The sequence below is a fragment of the Haloferax sp. KTX1 genome (assembly GCF_902410085.1).
In the GTDB taxonomy this organism is placed as follows: domain Archaea; phylum Halobacteriota; class Halobacteria; order Halobacteriales; family Haloferacaceae; genus Haloferax; species Haloferax massiliensis.
Window position 1 is genome coordinate 172555 of record NZ_CABPRH010000007.1, and the last position, 21434, is coordinate 193988.

18 protein-coding genes and 2 tRNA genes are annotated in these 21434 nt (G+C 66.6%); 9 read left to right on the top strand and 11 right to left on the bottom strand.

What is annotated here, in order from left to right; genetic code table 11:
- Window positions 1-219 precede the first annotated feature (219 nt).
- Complete coding sequence (locus tag FY251_RS12960) at window positions 220-3315, bottom strand: adenosylcobalamin-dependent ribonucleoside-diphosphate reductase (RefSeq protein WP_148415253.1); 3096 nt, start codon at window positions 3313-3315, stop codon at window positions 220-222.
- A gap of 535 nt (window positions 3316-3850) precedes the next feature.
- On the opposite strand from FY251_RS12960, the gene FY251_RS12965 reads away from it, so the two are divergent.
- The gene (locus FY251_RS12965) at window positions 3851-4063 is read left to right on the top strand and encodes a hypothetical protein (protein ID WP_042662454.1); all 213 of its coding nucleotides are present in this window, start codon (window positions 3851-3853) and stop codon (window positions 4061-4063) included.
- 80 nt (window positions 4064-4143) lie between these two features.
- Here the strand turns inward: FY251_RS12965 and trpG are convergent, their stop codons facing one another.
- Genes trpG through trpD form a run of 4 tightly spaced genes read right to left on the bottom strand, consistent with a single transcriptional unit; the run spans window position 4144 to window position 7994 of the window.
- Entirely contained in the window at window positions 4144-4764 is a 621-nt protein-coding gene (gene trpG, locus FY251_RS12970; RefSeq protein ID WP_148415254.1) for an anthranilate synthase component II, read from the bottom strand.
- On the bottom strand, window positions 4761-6335 hold the full coding sequence (trpE, locus tag FY251_RS12975) for an anthranilate synthase component I (protein ID WP_148415255.1): 1575 nt from the start codon (window positions 6333-6335) through the stop codon (window positions 4761-4763). The genes trpG and trpE overlap by 4 nt, the downstream gene beginning before the upstream one ends.
- On the bottom strand, window positions 6332-6997 hold the full coding sequence (gene trpF / locus FY251_RS12980) for a phosphoribosylanthranilate isomerase (RefSeq protein WP_148415256.1): 666 nt from the start codon (window positions 6995-6997) through the stop codon (window positions 6332-6334). The genes trpE and trpF overlap by 4 nt, the downstream gene beginning before the upstream one ends.
- A 1-nt stretch (window position 6998) precedes the next feature.
- Complete coding sequence (gene trpD, locus FY251_RS12985) at window positions 6999-7994, bottom strand: anthranilate phosphoribosyltransferase (RefSeq protein ID WP_148415257.1); 996 nt, start codon at window positions 7992-7994, stop codon at window positions 6999-7001.
- A gap of 240 nt (window positions 7995-8234) precedes the next feature.
- On the opposite strand from trpD, the gene FY251_RS12990 reads away from it, so the two are divergent.
- The 3 genes from FY251_RS12990 to FY251_RS22590 all read left to right on the top strand — a co-directional run bounded on the left by FY251_RS12990 (window position 8235) and on the right by FY251_RS22590 (window position 10039).
- Window positions 8235-8309, top strand: a tRNA-Val gene (locus tag FY251_RS12990).
- Between the two features lie 45 nt (window positions 8310-8354).
- A tRNA-Val gene (locus FY251_RS12995) sits at window positions 8355-8429 on the top strand.
- A 1460-nt stretch (window positions 8430-9889) separates the two neighbouring features.
- Complete coding sequence (locus tag FY251_RS22590; RefSeq protein WP_187367410.1) at window positions 9890-10039, top strand: hypothetical protein; 150 nt, start codon at window positions 9890-9892, stop codon at window positions 10037-10039.
- Here FY251_RS22590 and FY251_RS13000 read toward each other — a convergent pair whose 3' ends face one another.
- The 3 genes from FY251_RS13000 to FY251_RS13010 form a co-directional block, all read right to left on the bottom strand.
- Window positions 10040-10549 carry a DUF2062 domain-containing protein gene (locus FY251_RS13000; RefSeq protein ID WP_148415258.1) on the bottom strand — a complete coding sequence of 170 codons (510 nt, stop codon included), beginning with the start codon at window positions 10547-10549 and terminating at the stop codon, window positions 10040-10042.
- A gap of 91 nt (window positions 10550-10640) precedes the next feature.
- Window positions 10641-11078: a CBS domain-containing protein gene (locus FY251_RS13005; protein WP_089781473.1), complete on the bottom strand. Its 438-nt coding sequence runs from the start codon at window positions 11076-11078 to the stop codon at window positions 10641-10643.
- Window position 11079: 1 nt separating this feature from the next.
- Window positions 11080-13377 carry a methyl-accepting chemotaxis protein gene (locus FY251_RS13010; RefSeq protein WP_148415259.1) on the bottom strand — a complete coding sequence of 766 codons (2298 nt, stop codon included), beginning with the start codon at window positions 13375-13377 and terminating at the stop codon, window positions 11080-11082.
- 161 nt (window positions 13378-13538) lie between these two features.
- Here FY251_RS13010 and FY251_RS13015 point away from each other — a divergent pair, with 161 nt between their 5' ends.
- Entirely contained in the window at window positions 13539-13832 is a 294-nt protein-coding gene (locus FY251_RS13015) for a zinc ribbon domain-containing protein (protein ID WP_148415260.1), read from the top strand.
- A 45-nt stretch (window positions 13833-13877) separates the two neighbouring features.
- Here FY251_RS13015 and sucD read toward each other — a convergent pair whose 3' ends face one another.
- The 3 genes from sucD to FY251_RS13030 form a co-directional block, all read right to left on the bottom strand.
- Window positions 13878-14747 carry a succinate--CoA ligase subunit alpha gene (sucD, locus tag FY251_RS13020; RefSeq protein WP_089781467.1) on the bottom strand — a complete coding sequence of 290 codons (870 nt, stop codon included), beginning with the start codon at window positions 14745-14747 and terminating at the stop codon, window positions 13878-13880.
- Window positions 14744-15889: an ADP-forming succinate--CoA ligase subunit beta gene (sucC, locus tag FY251_RS13025; protein ID WP_148415261.1), complete on the bottom strand. Its 1146-nt coding sequence runs from the start codon at window positions 15887-15889 to the stop codon at window positions 14744-14746. The genes sucD and sucC overlap by 4 nt, the downstream gene beginning before the upstream one ends.
- A gap of 119 nt (window positions 15890-16008) precedes the next feature.
- Window positions 16009-16197, bottom strand: a complete 189-nt coding sequence (locus FY251_RS13030) for a hypothetical protein (RefSeq protein ID WP_148415262.1) — start codon at window positions 16195-16197, stop codon at window positions 16009-16011.
- A 136-nt stretch (window positions 16198-16333) separates the two neighbouring features.
- Between FY251_RS13030 and FY251_RS13035 the strand changes: the two genes are divergently transcribed.
- From FY251_RS13035 to FY251_RS13050, 4 genes are all read left to right on the top strand, one after another.
- Window positions 16334-17299, top strand: coding sequence for an NADPH:quinone reductase (locus tag FY251_RS13035; protein ID WP_148415263.1), 966 nt, complete (start codon window positions 16334-16336; stop codon window positions 17297-17299).
- Window positions 17300-17431: 132 nt separating this feature from the next.
- Entirely contained in the window at window positions 17432-18139 is a 708-nt protein-coding gene (locus FY251_RS13040; protein WP_148415264.1) for an SDR family oxidoreductase, read from the top strand.
- Between the two features lie 251 nt (window positions 18140-18390).
- Window positions 18391-19728 carry a sodium-dependent transporter gene (locus FY251_RS13045; RefSeq protein WP_148415265.1) on the top strand — a complete coding sequence of 446 codons (1338 nt, stop codon included), beginning with the start codon at window positions 18391-18393 and terminating at the stop codon, window positions 19726-19728.
- A 172-nt stretch (window positions 19729-19900) separates the two neighbouring features.
- Window positions 19901-21319 carry a sodium-dependent transporter gene (locus tag FY251_RS13050; protein WP_148415266.1) on the top strand — a complete coding sequence of 473 codons (1419 nt, stop codon included), beginning with the start codon at window positions 19901-19903 and terminating at the stop codon, window positions 21317-21319.
- The last annotated feature ends 115 nt before the right edge of the window (window positions 21320-21434 follow it).

Genomic DNA, 21434 nt, shown 5'->3' on the forward strand with positions numbered 1-21434 from the left:
TGTTTATACTGTGTTTAAGTCCCTAACTACCCCCTTCGAGAGACGCTTTCTGAGGACATTTGACATGTTCTCGGGGCGTTTCATTCGGTTCCGACGGTCGCATACGACGTGGTCGAACACGTCCGCGAGACTGGACCGCACGGGCTCGGAGGGGAGACGGCGCAAAGAACAGAGCGGAAGAGAGACGAGACGGCGACCGCGGACGTTACTGGCCCGCGTTCAGCACTCGGACCAGCCGCAGTTCTGGCAGGTCTTACAGCCCTCGGAGTAGTAGAGGTCCATCTCGCCGCACTCGGGACACTCGGGGCTCTCGCCCGCCGCGAGCAGGTCCGCGACGACGTCGGAATCGGAGCCGTCGTCGACGGCGACGCCGCCGTCGGTGTCCGCGTCTTCGGCCGCGGCGGCCTCGGCTTCGACCTCGGTCAGGTTCTGCTGTTGCGGGTAGCCCTTGTCGATGTCGCCGTCGAGATACCGGCGCATCGCGGTGCCGATGGCGTCCGGGATGGAGTTGATCTGCTCTCCTTTGTCCCAGGCGACCTTCGGGCTCCGGATGCCCTTCAGCTCGTTGGCAATCTCCTCGGGGTCGACGCCCGAGCGGAGCGACGTCGAGACGGTCTTGGCGAGCGCCTCGGTGAAGGAGGCGGTGAAGCCGCCGGAGTTGCCGATGTTGGCGAACAGCTCGAACGGCTCGCCGTGTTCGTCCTCGTTGATGTTGACGTAGAGCTTCCCGTAGCCGGTGTCGATGCGCTGGGTGACGCCGTACAGCACGTCCGGGCGGGGTCGCTTCTTGCCGACGTCGCTCGGGGAGTCGGCGAAGGCGAGTTCGAGTTCGCTGCCGATGAGGTCCGAGACCTCCTCGGAGTCGAGGAACGCCTCCACGTCGCCGAACACGTCGCGAATCTGCGAGACGATGGCCTCGGCGGCCTCCTCGTCGTCGGAGAACTCGGTGTTCTTCGCGCGCGTGGTGAGCACCTGCTTCGAGCGGGTGCCGTCGCGGTAGACGGTGACGCCCTTGCCGCCGTGGTCGTAGATGTAGCGGTAGACCTCGTCCATGTCCTCCTTCGAGGCGCTGTTCGGGAAGTTACAGGTCTTCGAGATGGCGGAGTCGACGCCGCTCTGGAGGGCGCACTGGACGCCCGCGTGCTCGATGCCCGCGAGGTCGGAGGTCACGACGAACAGCTCGGAGATGGCGTCCGGGACGGTCGACAGCGAGGCGACGCCGTCGAACTCGTTTGCGGCCATCTGGTCTTGGGCCTCGCGCTTGACGGCCTCGACGTCGATGTCGTTGGCCTCCAGCACGCGGAGGAAGTAGTCGTCGAACTCGACGAGCATCTCGTCGCCCTGCACGTCGTCGGAGACGTTCTTGTAGTAGGCGACGTTGTAGATGGGCTCGCAGCCGCCGGTGGTGTTCGACACCATCGACGTGGTGCCCGTCGGGGCGATGGTCGTCGTGTTGTGGTTGCGGATGGGGTAGCCGTCTTCCCAGTCGTCGGCGGACTCGCCGGTGTGGTGTTCGAACCACTCGCGGTACTCGGTCGGGTTCGCGTACTTCGAGTCTTCCCACGCCGCGAACGGACCGCGTTCTTCGGCGAGTTCGTGGGAGGCCCGCTTGGACCCGTGGTTGATGTGGGTCATGAGCTGCTGGGCGATCTCGTTGCCCTCGTCGGAGCCGTAGCGGACGCCGAGCTGGATGTACAGCTGGGCGAGACCCATGATGCCGAGCCCGATTTTGCGGAGTTCGCGGACCTTCTCCTCGATTTTCTCGACCGGGAAGTCCGACATCGTGACGACGTTTTCGAGGAAGCGCGTGCCGTTTTCGATGCGGTGGTTGAACTCCTCCCAGTCGACGGCGTCTTCGAGGAAGGCGTCCGTCGCGGCTTCAAGCGAGTCGTACTCGTCGCCGTGGGCGTCGTACCAGACGCGCCAGTCGGGGGAGTCCTCCGCGACGAGCGTCGAGAGGTTGATGTGGCCGAGGTTACACGCCTCGTACTCCTCCAGCGGCTGCTCGCCGCAGGGGTTGGTCGCGAGGATGCGGTGGTCGGGGTGTTTCTCGACGTCGAAGGAGTGCTGTTTGTTCGCGCGTTCGAGGTAGACGACGCCGGGTTCGCCGTTCTCCCACGCGCCCTCGATAATCTGGTCCCAGAGCTCCTTCGCGGGGACCGAAAGGACCTCGCCGACCTCGACGTACTCGCCGAGACCGAACATGTCGTAGATTTCCTTCGTCTGGGGCGTGGCGACGTGCGGCTCTTCGGTGCGGGGGTTCGTGAAGACGAACTCCTCGTCGTTGTACAGCGCCTCCATGAAACCGTCGGTGATGCCGACGGAGATGTTGAAGTTCGAGAGGTGGCCCTCGACGGCGTTGCGGAGGTGCTTGGGGACGCGGCCGTCCTCGTCGATGAGTTCGCGCGCCTCGTCGAGCGCGTCGACGAACTTGGTGTGGGTGAAGTCGTCGGGGTCGTTCAGGCGGAGCGTGTGCGCGAGCGAGACGTCCTTGTTCTTCGCGTGGAGGAACTGGATGACGTCGGGGTGGCTGACGCGCATGACGCCCATCTGCGCGCCGCGGCGCGCGCCGCCCTGCGCGATGGTCTCGCACATCTGGTCGAACGTCCGCATGAACGTGATGGGGCCGGAGGCGATGCCGCCGGTCGAACCGACCGCGTCGCCGTAGGGGCGGAGCTTCCAGAAGGCGTAGCCCATGCCGCCGCCGGACTGGAACACCTCGGCGGCCTCCTTGGCCGTCTGGTGGATGTCGGTGATATCGTCGCCCGGGGAATCGACGAAACACGCCGACAGTTGCTGGAGTTCGTCGCCGGCGTTCATCAGCGTCGGCGAGTTCGGCATAAAGGAGAGCTGCTCCATCAGCTCCTCGAACGTCTCGCGCTTCTCGACGACGACCTCGCGTACCTCCTCGGGGAGTTCGGGAACGAGGGTGTCGTAGGCGAACTTGTTGACGTTGTACACCGAGAGCGTCGCCTCGGCCTCGTCGTCGTCGGCGGTGACGCCCTTACCGAAGACCTCCGCGGCGAGTTCGTCGCGGCGCGGGTGGTCCGGCTTGATGAGGTCGGGGGTGACCGTGAGTTCGATGTCGCGCTTTTCGGCCTCGAAGACGGCCTCGGCGAGCGCGATGTTCTTCGCGACGCGGGGGAACAGATCCTCCTGCGTCTCGACGAGGTCGCCGTCGGCGTCCTTGCGGAGATAGCGGGCGGGGAGAATGTTGTTGTAGGCGTTGCCCGTCATCCGCGCTTCGAGGGTCTCGCCTTCGGTCCGCTTGACCGGAAGCACGAGCTCGTCCGTCGAGAGGTTCGCGTCGCTCATCTTACTGTTCCTCCCGCCCGAGCCGCGTTCGGGCGAGGTCGCGTCGATAGTGTCCGGAAATTCCGCTCATTGGTGACGATATTGGTGTGTGTTGCGTGGTTGGTTAAGGGCTTCGAACTCGGAGGTTCGACCGCCGAACGTATCATAATTAGTGCAATTACGTCGACGGCCGACGACCGGGCCCGAAGTGCACGGATTCATAGGACGGACGGAAACCACATAACCGTAGGTAGAGCGGAGCGGAAGTGAAATCTCGATACGAGAAATCGCCATACGTAGCGTCGATATCCAGTAGAATGTGAGGGGGGAGACGAAGCCGCTGAACTAGTCTCATGGTGACGTGTCTCGCATCAATGGGGAGATTATAAAGGATGGCCTGATAGTCACCACTCATACAACTATCAGAATTCATATGTGCAAATTCGCCAGTCGCTCAGGGGTGCCGAAATCGGTCGTTTCGGCGGCGAAATCGCGCCGGAACCGCGCGACGAGACCGCCCACAAGCTTATCCACTTCACGGGAGTCATATCGTGGTATGGTACTGACTTCCCTCGCGCTCACCCCGTTACAGCTCGGCGGCCTCCTCTCCGGCCCGCTCGGTCAGATGCTCGTGGTGCTCGCGGCCGTCGCCGTCGTCATCCTCGTCGGCCGACTGTTCCTCAAAATCGCGTGGCGGCTGGTCACCATCGCCGCCATCGTCGTGGGCGCGCTGCTGCTGCTTTCGTTCTTCGGCATCAACGTCCTGTAACCGCGGCGAGCAGGCACCGGACCGCGACCCCGGGAGGTCGCGGCGACGGTCGAATCTCGACGCGTTTGCGACCCCTCGCCTCAGGCCACGTCGAAGCCGGCGATCTCTGTGAGGAAGTTTCTGACGACGCCGTGTCCGGACCCCGTGAGCACGCTCTCCGGATGGAACTGGACGCACTCGATTGGGTACTCGCGGTGGCGGACGCCCATCACGAGCGCCTCGCCGTCGTGGTCGGTCGTCGCCGAGACGTCGAAGCAGTCGGGGACCTCGGTGGCGACGAGCGAGTGGTAGCGACCGGCCGGGAAGCCGTCTTCGAGGCCGGCGAAGACGCCCTCGCCGTCGTGGTCGACGGGGAACGCCTTGCCGTGAATCGGCTCCGGCGCGTGGCCGATAGTGCCGCCGTAGGCGTACACGGCGGCTTCGAGGCCGAGACAGACGCCGAGCGTCGGAACCTCTGACGACAGCTCCGTGAGCACGTCGTTCGTCACGCCCACGTCGCGGTCGTTCTTCGGGTGGCCCGGCCCCGGCGAGACGACGATGGCGTCGGGGTCGAGGTCGCGAATCTCGTCGAGCGAGGCGGTGTTCTTGCGCACCTCGATGTCGAGCGGTTCGCCCCCGACGGTCTGCTCGGAGAAGTACTCCACGAGGTTGTACGTGAACGAATCGAAGTTGTCGACGACGACGAGCCGAATCGCGGTCATCGCGACACCTCCTCGGTCCCGTACTCGATGCGGCGGACGGCGTCGAGCACCCCGCCCATCTTCTGTTCGGTCTCCTCGTACTCCGAGGTCGGGTCGGAGTCGGCGACGATGCCGGCTCCCGCGCGGACGGTGATGACGTCTTCCGCGCCGTCGGAGTCGACCGTCGCGGTCCGGATGACGATTGCCATGTCGGCGTCGCCGGTCCACGAGTAGTAGCCGACGCCGCCGCCGTAGACGCCGCGGGGCTCGTCTTCGAGGTCGTCGATAATCTCCATCGCGCGGACCTTCGGCGCGCCGGTGAGCGTCCCCGCGGGGAACGTCGCGCGCGTGGCGTCGAAGGCGTCCGAGTCGGGGTCGAGCGTCCCCGAGACGGTCGATTCGATGTGCTGGACGTGGCTGTACTTGATGATGCTCATGAAGTCCTCGACGCGGACGCTGCCGGGCGTCGAGACCCGGCGCACGTCGTTGCGGCCGAGGTCGACGAGCATGGTGTGCTCGGCGCGCTCCTTTCCGTCCGCGAGGAGTTCGCCGGCGAGGCGGCGGTCCTCGACCGGCCCGGAGCCGCGCTGGCACGTCCCCGCGATGGGGTTGACGACGACGCGGTCGCCCCTGACGGAGACGAGCGTCTCGGGGCTCGCGCCGACGACGCGCCGGTCGCCGTGCCGGAGCAGGTACATGTACGGCGAGGGGTTCACCTCGCGCAGCGAGGCGTACAGGCCGACGGGGTCGACCTGTCCGCGGAGCTTCCGCGTGCGCGAGATGACGCCCTGGTAGATGTCGCCGTCGCGGACGTGGTCTTTCGTCTTCCTGACGGCGGCCTCGTAGTCCTCGCGGGAGCCGGCGTCCTCGCCGGTCCGCTCGAAGCCGCCGGGCGAGGGGTCGGCCGCCGCGCGAAGCTTTTCGGCGACGCGTTCGGCCTCGGCGACGACGCCGTCGTACACCTCGCCGGGGTCGTCGTCGGGCGAGACGACGGGGGTACAGACGAGGCGGACGGCGTCCTCGCGGTGGTCGAACGAGAGCGTCCGCGTCGTGAGGACGAACTCGGCGTCCGGGTCGTCCGTGTCGGGGCGCTCGCGGCCGACCTCGTCGAGCCAGAGGTCGTAGACGGCCTCGTAGGCGAGGAAGCCGACCAGCCCGCCGGTGAGCGTCTGGCGGTCGGTGTCGGGGAAGTTGACCCGCGGGAGGTCGGGGAGCGCGCCGCGCAGGGAGTCGAGCACGTCGCCGTCGCCCGCGCCGACGAACTCGGCGGCGGGACCGCCGAGGTCGGTCACGTCGACGCCGTCGGGGCCGACCGTCACGACCGCTTCCGGGTCGTAGCCGACGAACGAGAAGCGCGCGTGGGAGTCGGCGGCCGTCGCGGGCGCGGAGAACGCGCCTTGCGGGTTACTGGAGGAGACCTTCTCGGCGCTCTCCAGGAGGAAGCCGTAGTCGCTTCGGTCGGCGAGCGTCGTGTACGCGGCCAGCGGGTCCACGGACACGTCGAGGTCGGAAACGAGGTGCGTCACGACCGGTTCGTCCGCGTCGCCGACGAGGGAGACGAACTCCTCGCGGTCGGTGTCGGGGGTCGTCACGCGACGACCTCCTCGTGGTCGTCGGACGCTCCGCGGGCCGCTTTCGCCGCGGCGACGAACGCGCGGACCGCGTCGTGGTCCTTGACGCCGCCGGCGGATTCGACGCCGCTGGCGACGTCGACGCCGTAGGGTTCGACCGTCCGAACCGCCTCGTCGACGTTGTCGGGCGTCAGGCCGCCCGCGAGAACCACGGGCACGTCGACCGCCTCGACGAGTTCGCGCGAGGCGTCCCAGTCGTGGGTCTCGCCGGTGCCGCCCGCGCCGGACGCGGAGGGCGTGTCGACGAGGATAGCGTCCACGACGGGCGCGAGGTCGCGTGCGCGGTCGAGGTCGGTCGCGTCGACGACGGGAACGACCCCGACGCCCGTCGCGCGGAGCGAGTCGAGGTCGTCGGCCGCGAAGTCGCCGTGGAGTTGGAGCACGTCGGGGCCGACCTCGCGGGCGAGGTCGCGGGCGTGGTCGATGGAGTCGGGCATGGTCACGAGGACGGTCGTGAGGAACGGCGGCGCGGCGGCGAACAGCTCGCGGGCGCGCTCGCGAGGTATCTCGCGGGGCGTGTCCACGGGCACGTCGCAGATGGCGCCGACCGCGTCGGCACCGGCCGCCTCGACGGCGGCGAGGTCGGCCTCGTCGGTGACGCCGCACACTTTGACGCGGGTCATCTCACGCCTCCCGGAGCGCGTCGAGTTTGGCTTTCGCGGCACCGGACTCGATGGCGTCGCGGGCGACCTCGACGCCCTCCTCCAGCGAGTCCGCGAGGTCGGCGACGTAGACGGCCGCGCCGGCGTTGGCGAGGATGAGGTCGCGCTTCGGCCCGGTCACGTCGCCGGTGAGGATGCCTTCGAGGTCGGCGGCGTTCTCCTGCGGAGTGCCGCCGGCGACGTCCTCGATGGGGGCCCGTTCGAGGCCGAGGTCGGCGGGCGTGAGGGTGTACTCGGTGATTTCGTCGCCGTCGATTTCGGCGACCGCGGTCGCGTCGTGGAGCGCGATTTCGTCCATGCCGGAGCCGTGGACGACGAGCGCGCGCTCGACGGGCATGTGCGACAGCGACTCGGCGATGACGGGGACGAGGTCGGCGTCGTAGACGCCGAGAACCTGCGCGTCGGCCCCGGCGGGGTTCGTCAGCGGCCCGAGGACGTTGAAGACGGTCCGCATGCCGAGCTCCTTCCGCGGGCCGATGACGGCCTTCATCGCGGGGTGGAACACGGGCGCGAGCATGAAGCCGACGCCGTTGTCCTCGATGCACGCTTCGACGGACTCGGGTTCGGCCTCGACGTTCACGCCGGCGACCTCCAGCACGTCGGCGCTCCCAGAAGACGAAGAGACGGAGTAGTTGCCGTGCTTGGCCACCGCCGCGCCCGCGCCGGCCGCGACGAGCGCGCTCGTGGTCGAGACGTTGATGGTGTTGTAGTCGTCGCCGCCGGTGCCGCAGGTGTCGACGAGCGGCCCGCGCTCCGGCTCGATAGTCAGGGCGGCGTCGCGCATCCCCTGCGCGAACCCCGCGATTTCGGCCTCTGTCTCGCCTTTCGCCCGGAGCGCGGCGAGGAGCGCGCCGATCTGCGCCTCGGTCGCGCCCTCGAAGACCGCCCGCGCGGCGTCCCGCGCCTCCTCGACAGTCAGGTCCGCACCGCCGGTCACACGTTCGATATAATCCTGCATTGGTAATCACCGATGTACTTCTTCGGGTTATGATGTACAAATCCGTACATCGGCTTAAGCGTGTCGGGCTGGCGAAACTCGCCGGCACCGAACGGTCGCCGCTCGGGGCGAATCGACCGCGACGGACGGCGGGACCGCGCTGTGACCCGAATCGCCGCACGTAGTCCGATTCGAAAGCTTAAATTGTAACCCCGGACAACGGAGAGATACGTCCGAACGGACGCGGGAAGCACCGTAACCGGGTTGGTGGTCTAGTCTGGTTATGACACCTCCTTGACATGGAGGAGGCCGGCAGTTCAAATCTGCCCCAACCCACTCCTCTTCCCGCGTTTCGGCGTTCGGCGATGTTCGCAACACACCGGGTTGGTGGTCTAGTCTGGTTATGACACCTCCTTGACATGGAGGAGGCCGGCAGTTCAAATCTGCCCCAACCCACTCCTCTCCGACGCCACGACCGCGAGAGACCTCTGTGTCTCTCGCGTCGGCGTCGTGTACGTGGTTCCGGGCAGATTTGAACCAGCGAGCAACGTGCGACACGGAGTGTCGCAGTAAAACGAACGGTGAAGCCGTGAGTCGCGAAGCGTTGCGAGTGAGGTTCACGCGAGCGGAGCGAGCGTGACTCGCGTGATTCCCGAGTCATGTGCTTAGACGCAGTCGGCACAGTATCGCATCCTACTCTATCATCGGTAGCGGCGTCCTCGGTCATTTCGACGGAGATGCGAAGTTTGGTGTTGATCAGGTGTTCGACTGAGCGACTGCTTTTGATGGGTTATTCGAGAGTTTCAGTCGTCGTGATGCGTACTTTCGGGTGACTCTACATGCGCGAGCATGTAGAACAATACGACCCGGCTTTGTTGAACTCCTTAGAACTTGACAGAACCCGCGTGACACAGACAGAGGGTGAGTTCCGCAGAGAAAGTTCCCGAGCCAACGGGTAGGTGGGTATGTGTATTGCTCGCCAGATTTTAAATCAACAGAAGGCCTTTGGCGAGTCGTGAATTCGTTGACACCATGAGAAGGAGAACATTCCTCGCAACGACTATTAGTGGGGGTTTTGCGTTGAGTGGCTGTCTTAGTCAGAGTCAGCCTTCATCTACGACACCAACACCAACCCCAATCGATAATGCTTCATTCATTGTGTCTGGCGATGGAGATTACCCACATAAAATCCATATTGAAAATTCGCTAAACCGCGATGTGACTCTGACAATCGGTGTTGAGCGTGATGGAACCATCATATATCAAGATACATTCACTGTCGATGCACAGACGACCGAAGTTGTTGCAGGTATCACTGAAGAATCGTTGCCAGAAGACTCTCGGTCAGTAACTGTATCCGCCACTACATCAGAGGGACAAGCTCAGTCTGAGGTTTCCATTTCCGATTGTCTCGGTGATGTTTACTTCTTGTACGAGTCGGATGGGACACTCCAATCAACCTATTCTATCTGTTAGCTCTGTCCTCTGAATCACTCGTCAGAATCTGAATAGTCAGTGACCGACTTGCGCCCTGTATGCAGCACGGCCTCAGCAAACTATCAGTCGCGGAGGATTTCAACAGAGCCTACGACCCCCAATCCTAGTACGACTAAGCCGTCTAGCAAGTTGCCTCCGACTGGTACTCCGCGGCTCGCTTCGGCATACAGTAGACCACCGTACGCCTCACCGATGATTGTTCGAAGCGCGTTTGTGGCTGTTTCAGGCGCGATTCCTTCGCTCTTCTCTAACACCCGTGCCATCAAATACATGGCAACAGATTGTCACTAACGCGACCAAATATTTACGGCGAGTTCAACCGCGGGTGCATCGACGCGCAACACACATCTAGTGACCCCTCCTGTGCATTTCGACACCGCACCACCAACCACTATGGCTTCCCCCCGCGAACACCGACCATGACCCTCCTGCAGATTCCCGGCGGTCCGGAACTCGTCATCCTCGGCCTGTTGCTCCTCATCCCGCTCGCGGTCGTCTATCTGGGCTACAAGCTCATCCAGTCGCTCCGGGCGTTCGAGGAGGGCAGAGAAGAACAGTCACAGCGGTAGTCACGACGGCACGTCGGGTCGGGCGTCGTCGCTTCGACTCTCGGCGGTTCCCGCCGGCGACGCAGACGGCTGTCGCCGGTGGTGCAGGCGCGCCAGTTGGAGCGTCACCGCGTAGCCGACGACGGCGAGGGCGACGGCGAGAATCGTGTTGCCGACGAGCTGTCGGAACAGGATGTCGACGCCGGAACTGAGCGACACGTCGGCGACGGACGTCCCCGGGACCGGCCCGAGCAGGTGCGAGCCGAGCCAGAAGCTCGCGCCGTAGACCGCCCACTTGACGGGCGGATTGAACACGACGAGCGTGGCGACGAGCGCGAGTCGGCTCGCGCGCTCGACGAAGTAGCCGATGAGGGCGAACAGCGCGAGGGCGGTCCCCGCGGTGGGCATGGCCACGAAGAAGACGCCGAACGCGAAGCTGGCGGCCACCTCGTGAGGTGTGTGGTCCGCCGCGAACGCTCGTTCGAGGCCGGACCGGACGCGGGGACGAATCGACGCGAGACGGTCGTACACTCGTCGCGACTAGACGCGAGACGGCGTAATCAACGCTTCGCCGGTGACTGTTCGATGCTACCAGTCACCGCGGGACAGCGGCCAGCGACGGTCAGCGGAACCGCCGGTCCGACTCCCACTTGTCCTTGAGTTCTATCATCTGGCCGACGCCGCGGGCCACGTCAGAGAGGTGGAAGGCGATGTCCGTGGCGGTCACGATGCCGACCATCTCCGAGCCGTCGACGACGACGAGCTTTTTCACCTTCGTTTCGCGCATTTTCTCGGCGGCCACGCGCGTCGTGGAGTCCGGTCGAATCCACTTGATGGGACTCGACATGACCGCGCGGGCCGGGACCGCCGAAAGCGGCTTCCCGCTCGCCACGCCGGCGCGGAGCGCGTCCGACTCGGTGACGATGCCCGCGGGACCGCCGTCGGCCATCACGACGACGCTCCCCGCGCCCTCGCGGAGCATGGTTCGCGCGCAGTCGGCGACGCTCGACCCCAGTTCGACGGTCGCAACCTCCTCGGTCATGATGTCGTCGACGCGCATCTCAGTCGTCCGCGGGCGAGGGTTCTCGGTCGGGGCGCGACTCGGATGCGGCGGGGGCCTGGTCCGGGTCGGGACCCCCCGTCGCGTCCTCGCCGAGCACGTCGTCGACGGTCGCGGCCACGTCGCCGCCGTCGTCGACCTCGAACGCGTCCAAGAGGTCGTCGAGGTGGCTCACGTGCGACGAGAGCTCGCGCACGTCACCGTTGACGTCGACGAGCGCGGCGCTCTGTTCTTCCGCGGTCGCGGAGACGTTCTCGGCCTCGGCGGCGGTCTCCTCGGAGATGCCCGCGATTTCGTCGGTCATCGAGAGCACCTCTTGGGAGGAGTCGGCCTGACTGCCCGTGGCGTCCGAAATCTCGTGGACGCTCGCGGTCGTCTCCTCGACGCGCTCGACGATGCCGTCGAACGAGGACAGCGCCTCGTCGACCGAGGTGGCGCTCTCTTCGACCTGCGCCTGCATGCGTTCGATGCGGGAGACGACGGCGTCGCGCTGGGTCTCGATTTCGGCGACGAGCGACTCGATGTCGCCCGCCGAGGACTTCGTCTCCTGTGCGAGCTGTTTGACCTCGTTGGAGACGACGGCGAACCCCTCGCCGGCCTCGCCCGCGCGGGCGGCCTCGATGTTCGCGTTGAGCGCGAGGATGTCGGTCTGCTCGGCGATGTCGGTGATGACCTCGACGATTTCCTCGATTCTGGCGAGGCGGTCGTCGAGTTCGCGGACCTCGTCGGCGGTCGCCTCCGTCTCGGCGCGCACGGCGTCGATGTCGTCGAGGGCGTCGGTGGCGGCGGTCTGCCCGTCGAGCGAGCGCGCCTCGGCCTCCTCGGTGAGCCGGACGAGCTCGTCGGCCGACGAGGCGATCTGCTGGATGGACGCGGAGAGGTCGTTTATCTCGTCGGCGGCGGCGACGAGGCTATCGGTCTGCTCGCTCGCGCCCTCGGAAATCTGCTGGACCGACGCCGACACCTCCTCGCTCGCGGCGGACACGTCGTCGGCGCGGTCGGCCACGCGGTCGGCGAGCGTCGCCACGTCCTCGCCGAAGGTCTTGACCGTGCCGACGGTCCGTTCGATGTCGTCCATCATCTCGTTGTACGCGGCGGCGACGGTCGCCATGTCTCGGCTCTCGGAGTCGGTCGGGAGGCGGACGCGGAGGTCGCCGTCGGCCGCGCGGGTCATCGCCTCGCTGTAGGTCCGGGCGTCGGTCCGCTGGTCGCGGAGGTCGTCCCGGAGGTTGCCGATGCCGCGGACGACCTCTCCGAACTCGTCTTTCCGGTCGGTTTCGAGGTCGACGCCGAGGTCGCCGTCGCGGAGCGCGGCGACGGTCGACGCGAGATCGACGAGCGGGCGCGCGGTGTTCCCGCGGACGATGAGCGCGAAGACGACGAAGCCGAGTATCGAGAGCGCCAGCAGCGTCGCAATCTGGAGGCCGACGCTGCGGGAGAGGGCGAAGACGCTGCTCGCGGGAGCGTGCAGGAGGAGCACGCCGCCGGAGACGGGAACGTGCGCGACGACGTGCGGCGAGGAGACGAAGCCCTCGACCGGGGCGAGGCGGGTGACGCCCGTCTCGCCGGCGAAGGCGTCGTCGAGTTCGGACGCCTCGGCCGCGGGATAGGCGACGTTCGACCGGCCGCCGCCGCCGTCGTAGAGGACGTTCCCGTCGGTCGTCACGAGTTGGGTGAAGCCGCCGTCGATGCGGTTGCCGTCGAGCGCGGCCCCGAGCGAGGACGCCTCGGCGACGAGGACGATTGCACGCGGCTCGATGGACGGAAGCGGCGCGACGAAGCCCATGTAGGCGACGCCGTCTTCGACGTAGACGGTGGTCCGCTCGACGCCGTCGTCCGAGAGGTCGGCGCTCGCGGGGAGCGGAAGCGACCCGTCTTCGAACAGCGTCGTCCCGACCGCGCCCTCCTCGGACGACCCGATGACGGTCGTCGTCTCGGTGTCGACGAAGTGGAGCGCGGCCACGTCCGCGGGCATGTCCGCTTTCGCGGCCGTCAGTGTCGTCGAGGACCGCCCGTCGAGCGTGCTCCCGGCGGCGGGGTCGTCGGCGACGATGGTCGCGAGGCGTTCGCGCTCGTCGAACCACGTGTCCACCTGCAGGGCCTCGCGTTCGGCCTCGGTGAGCAGGTCGGCGCGGGCGTTCTCGTCAATCGTGGATGCCGTCTGTTGATACTGGACGGCTCCGACGCCGGCGACGAGGACTGAGACGAGCAGCATCGCGGCGACGAGCCGTCGCGTGTAGCTCTCCGTAATCGCATCAGGAAGCCGTGATTCGGCCTCCAAAACGAGATTCTCGGCCATTACCGTACCGAACCGAATGCGGTGCATAAATCCGTGCGTCCGAATATCAAACTAGATAATATAGCGTCGCGGTGACGGCCGAACAGGCTCCGAGGGCCGCGGACCACGGGCCGGTTCGGCCCGAGCGCCAACCATAGGTTTGTCGAGCGCTAGCAGAGCACATGGAAACCGAGTTCCGCCTGCTCGTGGCGGGCTTCTGCATCGTCGCGCCGTCGCTGTTGTTCGTCGGATTCGTCAGGCTACTCGACGCCATGCGCGAGGACGACCTCGTCGAGCGCGTCCTCGATAGGGTCGACGAGGGCGGCGGGCCGACCGGCACGGCGCTCGACCCGACGACGTTCCTGCGGTCCGCGCGGGAGAAGTCGCGGCGGCGGACGACCGTCTGCGGAGAGTGCGGCGTGCCGAACGCGGCCGACGGCGGGCGCTGTGGGCTGTGCGGGGCGGCGTTGCGATAAGGGAAAAGAACCGAAGAGAACCGAAAAAACCGCGCTCGAAGCGGGTTAGAGGAAGTCTTCGATGTGGTCGGCGACCTCGTTGGGGGTGTCGCCGACGGGGACGCCCGCGTCGTTGAGGGCGGAAATCTTGGACTCGGCGGTACCCGTTCCCGACCCGGAGACGATAGCGCCGGCGTGACCCATGCGCTTGCCCGGCGGGGCCGTGCGGCCGGCGATGAAGCCGGCGACGGGCGTGTCCATGTTCTCCGCGATGAACTTCGCGGCCTGCTCTTCGTCCTCGCCGCCGATTTCGCCGCACATGACGACGGCGTGGGTGTCGGGGTCGTTCTCGAACGCTTCGAGGGCGTCGACGAACGACGTGCCGATGATGGGGTCGCCGCCGATGCCGATGGCGGTGGTCTGGCCGATGCCGCGCTCGGTCAGGTTCGAGACGACCTGATAGGTGAGCGTGCCGGAGCGGGAGACGAGGCCGACGTTCCCCTCCTCGAAGATGTTGCCGGGGAGGATGCCGAGTTTGGCCTCGCCGGGCGTGATGATGCCGGGACAGTTGGGGCCGATGAGGCGCGTGTCGGTCTCAGACAGGCGCTTGTTCACCTTGGCCATGTCCTGCGTCGGGACGCCCTCGGTGATGGCCACGACGAGGTCGAGGTCCGTGTCGAGCGCCTCGAAGATGGCGTCGCCGGCGAACGCCGGCGGGACGAACACGACGGAGGCGTTGGCGTCCTCCTCGTCGACCGCCTCTTCGACGGTGTCGTAGACGGGGATGCCGTCGACGTCCTGACCGCCCTTTCCGGGGGAGGTCCCGGCGACGACGTTCGTGCCGTACTCCACCATCTGCCGGGTGTGGAACTTGCCTTCCCCACCGGTGATACCCTGTACAACCACTCGCGTGTCGTCGTCGACGAAAATGCTCATTGGGACACCTCCTGTGCGTTCCCGACGGCACGCTGGACGGCGTCCTCCAGCGTCCCCTCGACCTGTACGAGGTCCGTGTTCAGAATCTCCATGCCCTCCTCGGCGTTCGTGCCCGCGAGGCGGACGACGACCGGCTTGGGAATCTCGTCGAAGCTCTCCAGCGCCTCGTTGATACCCTTGGCGACCTCGTCGCCGCGGGTGATGCCGCCGAAGATGTTGAACACGACGGAGTCGACGTTCTCGTCGGAGAACACCATGTCCAGCGCGTTCGCCACGCGCTCGGCCTTCGCGCCGCCACCGATGTCGAGGAAGTTGGCGGGTTCGCCGCCGAAGTAGTCCACGAGGTCGAGCGTCGTCATGACGAGGCCCGCCCCGTTGCCGATGATGCCGACGTTACCCGACAGGCGGACGTAGTCGAAGCCGTACTCGCCGGCCTTGGCTTCGAGGTCGTTCTCGTAGGCGTCCTCTTCCATCGCCGCGAGGTCGTCGTGGCGGAACAGGGCGTCGTCGTCGATGTTCATGACGGCGTCCGCGGCGACGATGTCGCGGTCCGAGGTGATCATGACGGGGTTGATTTCGATGTCCGACGCGTCGTTCGACTCGTAGAGGTCGTACAGCGTCGTGAGGAACGAGGCGACGTCGAAGGCGACGTCGCGGGGGATACCCGCCTCGAAGACGACCTTGCGGGCCTGATAGGGGTGCAGGCCGAACGCGGGGTCGATGTGCTCGCGGGCGATTGCCTCGGGGGTCTCTTCCGCGACTTCCTCGATGTTGACGCCGCCCTCCGTCGAGACCATCGCGACGGGTTTGCCCTCGCTGCGGTCCATCGTGACGCCGACGTACAGTTCGTTCTCGAAGTCGACGCCGGCCTCGACGAGCACCCGGTCGACCGTGTAGCCCTTGAGGTCCATCCCGAGGATGTCCTCTGCGGCCTCCCGGGCCTCGTCCTCGTCCATGGCGATTTTGATGCCACCGGCCTTGCCACGCCCACCGACGTGTACCTGCGCCTTGATGGCGGCGGGGTATCCGATCTCCTCGACCGCCTCCATGACCTCATCTACCGACGACGCGAGACGGGACTCTGGCACCGGAATCCCAGCCTCTGCGAAGATATCCTTCGCCTGGTATTCGTGAAGCTTCATTACCATGCGTGGGAGGGAAAGGCACGCGCTTAAATCCCATTCATCTCCGTTCAGGCACGACTGAGAAAATTGCCGCAGGACGTTTACTCGGGGTCGAAATAACAGTTCGACGCGGCACCTCACTCGGCGTAGAATCGGACGAGTCCGCAGGACTCGCAGACGTAGGCTTGCACGTACGACCCGCGGATGTCGAGCGCGCCGAGCAGTCCGCCGTCGGTGTCGACGCGGAGTCCGTCGCCGTTGTACGTCGTCTTGTGGCCGACCGACGCCATCGACACGTCGCAGTCGGGGCACGTTCTGGACGGCATGAACCGACGTTTCACCGGGCGGAAAATGTGTGTTTCGGCAACCGCGGGGCTCGGGCCGACGCGACGGCCGCGCCGACCCGCCACGATTCGCTCCGAGTCGGCCGAATTTATCACCCGCCCGACCCCATCGTGCCCCATGCGCGCTGTCAGATTCCACGACCACGGCGGACGCGACGTGCTTCAGGTAGACGACATCGACACGCCCGAACCGGCGGCGGGCGAGGTCCTCGTCGAAGTCGCGGCCGCGGGCGTCAACCCCGTGGACACGTACTTCCGAACGGGGGCGTACCAGCCGTTTGCGATGCCGATGATTCCCGGCGTCGACGTGGCCGGAACGGTCGCGGCGGTCGGGGCCGACGTGACGGGATTCGCGGAGGGCGACCGCGTCGTCGGCACCGGCATCGGCAAGGACCACTACGGCGGCTACGCCGAGTTCGCGGCCGTCCCGACCGACCGGCTGGCCGTCCTCTCGGACGACGTGGACCTCGTCGCGGCCGGCGGCGCGGGCGTCGCCGGCGTCACCGCGTGGCGCGCCCTCGTCGACCACGGCCGGATGCAACTGGGCGACACGGTCTTGATTCACGGCGGCTCCGGCGGCGTGGGCCACGCCGCGGTCCAACTCGCCGCCGCGTCCGGTGCCCGCGTCGTCGCCACCGCCGCGCCCGACTACCACGACCGGGTATCCGAACTCGGCGCGGACGTGGTCCTCGACTACGACCGCGACGACCTCGCCGACGCCGTCGTGGACGCCGCGACCGGCGACGGCGTGGACCTGACGCTCGACCACCGGCTGGACGACTACCTCCAGTTCGACGCCGACGTGGCCACGACCGGCGGTCGCATCGTCGGCATCGGCGAGAACGACCCCGAAGTCGGCTTCGACCTGTCGTCGGCGGCCCGCGGCAAGGACCTCTCGCTGACGATGATGAGCATGTTCAACACGCCCGACCTCTCTGCGCCCCTGCGCGAACTCGCCGGCCAGATGGGCGCGGGCGAGTTCGAAATCGACGTGGCGCGGACCTACGACCTCGACGAGGCCGCCGAGGCCCACCGCGCCGTCATGGAAGACAGCTTCCTCGGCAAACTGGTTATCACGCCCTGACGGGACCGCCTCGTCGTGCCCGCCGCAATCCGAGCCGGCGGTCACCGACGCGGAAGGGCGACGACGCGACCGGTCGCCGACCGGCGCACAGCCGCGACCGAATTATGTTCCGTGCGCACGTATCGCACGGACATGGACGTGGTATTCGACTTCGACGGAACCGTGGCTCTCGTGACCGGTGCGAGCGGCGCGCTCGGCGGCGCGGTCGCCCGCGCGTTCTACGAAGCGGGCGCGTCAGTCGCGGCCGCGGACGTGGTCGAACCCGACGACGAGGACGGCTTCTTCGAGTCCGAGGAGGTTCGGTTCTACGAGGGCGACTTCACCGACGAGGGCGACGTGGCGCGTATCGTCGACGCGGTCGTCTCCGACTTCGGCCGCCTCGACCACCTCGCCAACATCGCCGGGACGTGGCGCGGCGGGACGCCCGTCGACGAGACGGACGCGGACACCTTCGACTTCCTGTTCGACGTGAACCTCAAGACGATGTTCCTCGCGTCGAAACACGCGGTACCGCACCTCCGCGAGACCGAGGGCTCCGTCGTGAGCGTCTCGGCGCGCTCGTCGCTGGAAGGCGGCGAGGGCGACGGCGTCTACCGGGCGTCGAAGGCCGGCGTCCGCCTGCTCACGGAGACCATCGCCGAGGAGAACCGCGGTGTCGTGCGCGCGAACGCGGTCATGCCGAGCGTCATCGACACGCCGATGAACCGCGAGATGATGTCCGACGCCGACTTCGACAAGTGGGTGAAACCCGAGGAAATCGCCCGGACCGTCCTCGCGCTCTGTTCGGACGCGACCCCCGTGACGAGCGGCGCGGCAGTGCCGGTGTACGGCGAGGCCTGAGCCGCCCGTCTCGTGGCAACATCCGCCACGTGATGGGGTGACATCCGTTTCGGTGCGCACGAATTTTTACGCGGTGCGCAAGGAATTCACGAACACGACACTCGTTAGAAAAATGAGGAGATACGGGGCCTGAATTCGGACGAACGTTCCACGTGGTATAGTTGGTTGGAGAATTATGTTGATTTTCACTCCGATATGCGACGGCATACCGCGTCATTTATCACACCCACATCGGCAACAGGGTGATAGACATGACCGAACGTGAAACGTGGGCAACCAGGGCAGGGTTCATCCTCGCGGCCGTCGGCAGCGCGGTCGGCCTCGGGAACATCTGGCAGTTCCCGTTCAAGACCGCCGAATTCGGCGGTGCCTCCTTCCTGATCGTCTACCTCGTCGCGGCGCTCGGCATCGGCCTCCCGGCCATCCTCGCCGAGTTCGTCATCGGACGCAAAGCCAACCTCAACACCATCAGCGCCTTCGAGAAACTCGGGTACAAGGAGTGGCGCGTCGTCGGCGCTATCGGCCTGTTCACCGGCTTCTGGATTCTGTCGTACTACAGCGTCGTCGGCGGCTGGGTCCTCCGGTACATCGGCGGCAGCCTGACCGGCGCGTACTTCGCCGCCCCCGCGGAGTACTTCGGCCAGGTGTCCGCCGGGATGGACGCGCTCGCGCTCCACGCCGTGTTCATGGCGCTCGTCGTCGGCATCGTCGCCGCCGGCATCGAAGACGGCATCGAGAAGGCGACGAAACTGATGGTGCCGAGCATCGTCGTCATCCTCGGCGCGCTCGCCGTCTTCGCCTTCACGCTGCCCGGCGCGTCGGCGGGCTACGCGTACTTCCTCTCGCCCGACTTCAACGCGCTCTCGGAGAACCTCGCCGAAATCGTGCCCTTCGCGGTCGGGCAGGCGTTCTTCTCGCTGTCGCTCGGCATGGGCGCGATGATCACCTACGCCTCCTACATCGACGGCGACCAGAGCCTGTTCGGCGACGGCATCACCATCGTCTTCCTGAACAGCTTCGTCGGCATCCTCGCCGGGCTCGTCGTCCTCCCGCTGCTGTTCGCGCAGGGCATCGACCCCAACACGAGCGGCGCGGGCGCGGTGTTCATCAGCGTCGCCGGCGCGTTCGGCGACATCCCCGGCGGTCAGATAATCGGCCTCGTCTTCTTCGCGGTCGTGCTCATCGCGGCGCTCTCGTCGGCGATTAGCCTGCTCGAAGTCGTCGTCTCGTGGGCCATCGACAACTACGACGTGTCCCGCCCGCAGATGGCCGTCGGCCTCGGCGGCGTCATCTTCCTGCTGGGCGTCCCCTCGGCGATGGACTCCGCGTGGCTCGGCTGGTTCGACACGCTGGCCTACCAGCTTCTCCTCCCGCTTTCGGTCCTCGGTATCCTCGTCTTCGCGGCGTGGGTCTACGGCGCGCCCGCCATCGACGAGCTGATGAAGGGGAGCGGACTCGGCGAGGGCGTCGGCCTGACGTGGCTCTGGCTCGCCCGCACCCTCGTCATCGTCGCCGTCGTGGCGACGCTCGCCCTCGGCCTCCAGACGCTGTTCCTCGCCGAGAGTCCGGCCATCGTCCCGCCGCTCTGAGGCGGCGGCCGGTCCCGAGTTTCGGACGCCTAGGAATCGTCGGTAGCGGCGCTTTTTTCTCGACTATTCGGCGGCGATTTTCACGCGTAGACCACTCAAAACCGTTAAATTTCTCCGATGACGCATCGTCGGTTCGAAAGCCCTTTTACCGGTGGACTGGCAATGGGTGGCAATGACACGAGAAACATGGGCAACACGGCTCGGGTTCATCCTCGCGGCCGTCGGCAGCGCGGTCGGCCTCGGGAACATCTGGCGGTTCCCGTGGCAGACCGCCGAAAACGGCGGCAGCGCGTTCCTCGTCGTGTACCTCGGCATCGTACTCCTCGTCGGCGTCCCCGGTCTGCTCGGCGAGTTCGTCATCGGCCGGCGCGCGAAGAAGTCGCCGGTCGGCGCGCTCCGGGACCTCTCGGGGTCGAGAACGTGGGGCGTCGTCGGCGCGTTCTCGGTCGTCACCGGCATCTCGTTGCTCTCGTTCTACAGCGTCGTCGGCGGGTGGATTTTCCGCTATCTTCTCGAAAGCGGGGCCGCGGTCGTCGGCGGCAACCCCGCGTACTTCACGAACCCGGGGCAGTACTTCGGCGGCGTCTCCGCCGGCGTCGACGCGGCGCTCTACCACCTCCTGTTTCTCGGCCTGACCGCGCTCATCGTCTTCGCGGGCGTCCGCAAGGGCATCGAACTCGGCACGAAGGTCATGATGCCCGCCGTGCTCGTTCTCCTCGTCGGCCTCGCCGCGTGGGCCGCGACCCAGCCCAACGCGGCCGCCGGCTACGCCTTTTTCCTCCGGTTCGACCCCTCGGTCATCTCCGAGAACTTCTTCGCTATCCTCGGCCCCGCCGCCGGGCAGGCGCTGTTTACCCTCTCGCTCGGCGCGGGCACGATGATAACCTACTCCTCGTACCTCGACGAGGACCGCTCGCTCCCCTTCGACGGGAGCGCCATCGCCGTCCTCAACACGGCGGTCGGGGTCGTCACCGGCCTCGTCGTCTTCCCGCTTCTGTTCTCGCAGGGCATCAACCCGACCGAGACCGGCACGGGGCCGGGCGCGCTGTTCGTCGGCCTCGCCGGGGCGTTCTCACAGCTCCCCGCGGGGACGCTCATCGCCACCGCGTTCTTCGCCGTCGTGACGCTCGCGGCGCTGTCGAGTTCCATCAGCATGCTCGAAATCCCCGTCGCGTTCCTCGTCGACGAGTACGGCGTCTCCCGCCACCGCGCCGTCGCCGGGATGACCGGGGTCGTCGCCGTCACCGGGGGCGTCTGCGCGTTCAACCCGGGCATCTTCGGCTTCGTCGCCGGACCGCTCGTGAACGTCCTCCTGACCGCCGGCCTCGCCGCGTTCCTCCTGTTCGTCGGCTGGGTCATGGGACGCGAAGCGCTCGAAGAGTTCGCCGCGGGCGCGGGCGACTTCGGGAAGTCCCTCGGCACGCCGTGGCTCTTCGCCGTCGGCGTCGTCCTCCCGCTGTTCCTCGTCTTCACGCTCCTCACGCACTTCGGCGTGGACACGACCATCGGCTTCTGGCCGACCGTCGGCGTCGCCGTCGTCGCGTCCGCCGCCGCCTTCTTCGGCCTGCGTCAGCCCGATTCGGTCGTCTGAGCGGCGACCACCCCGCCGCGTTCGGGGCGACGACTCGCCTCCGAAACCTCCGTGTTCCGCCGACGCGCTCCGAGGAGCGGCCCGCGTCCGCGCCGCCAACTATGATGATTGTTCC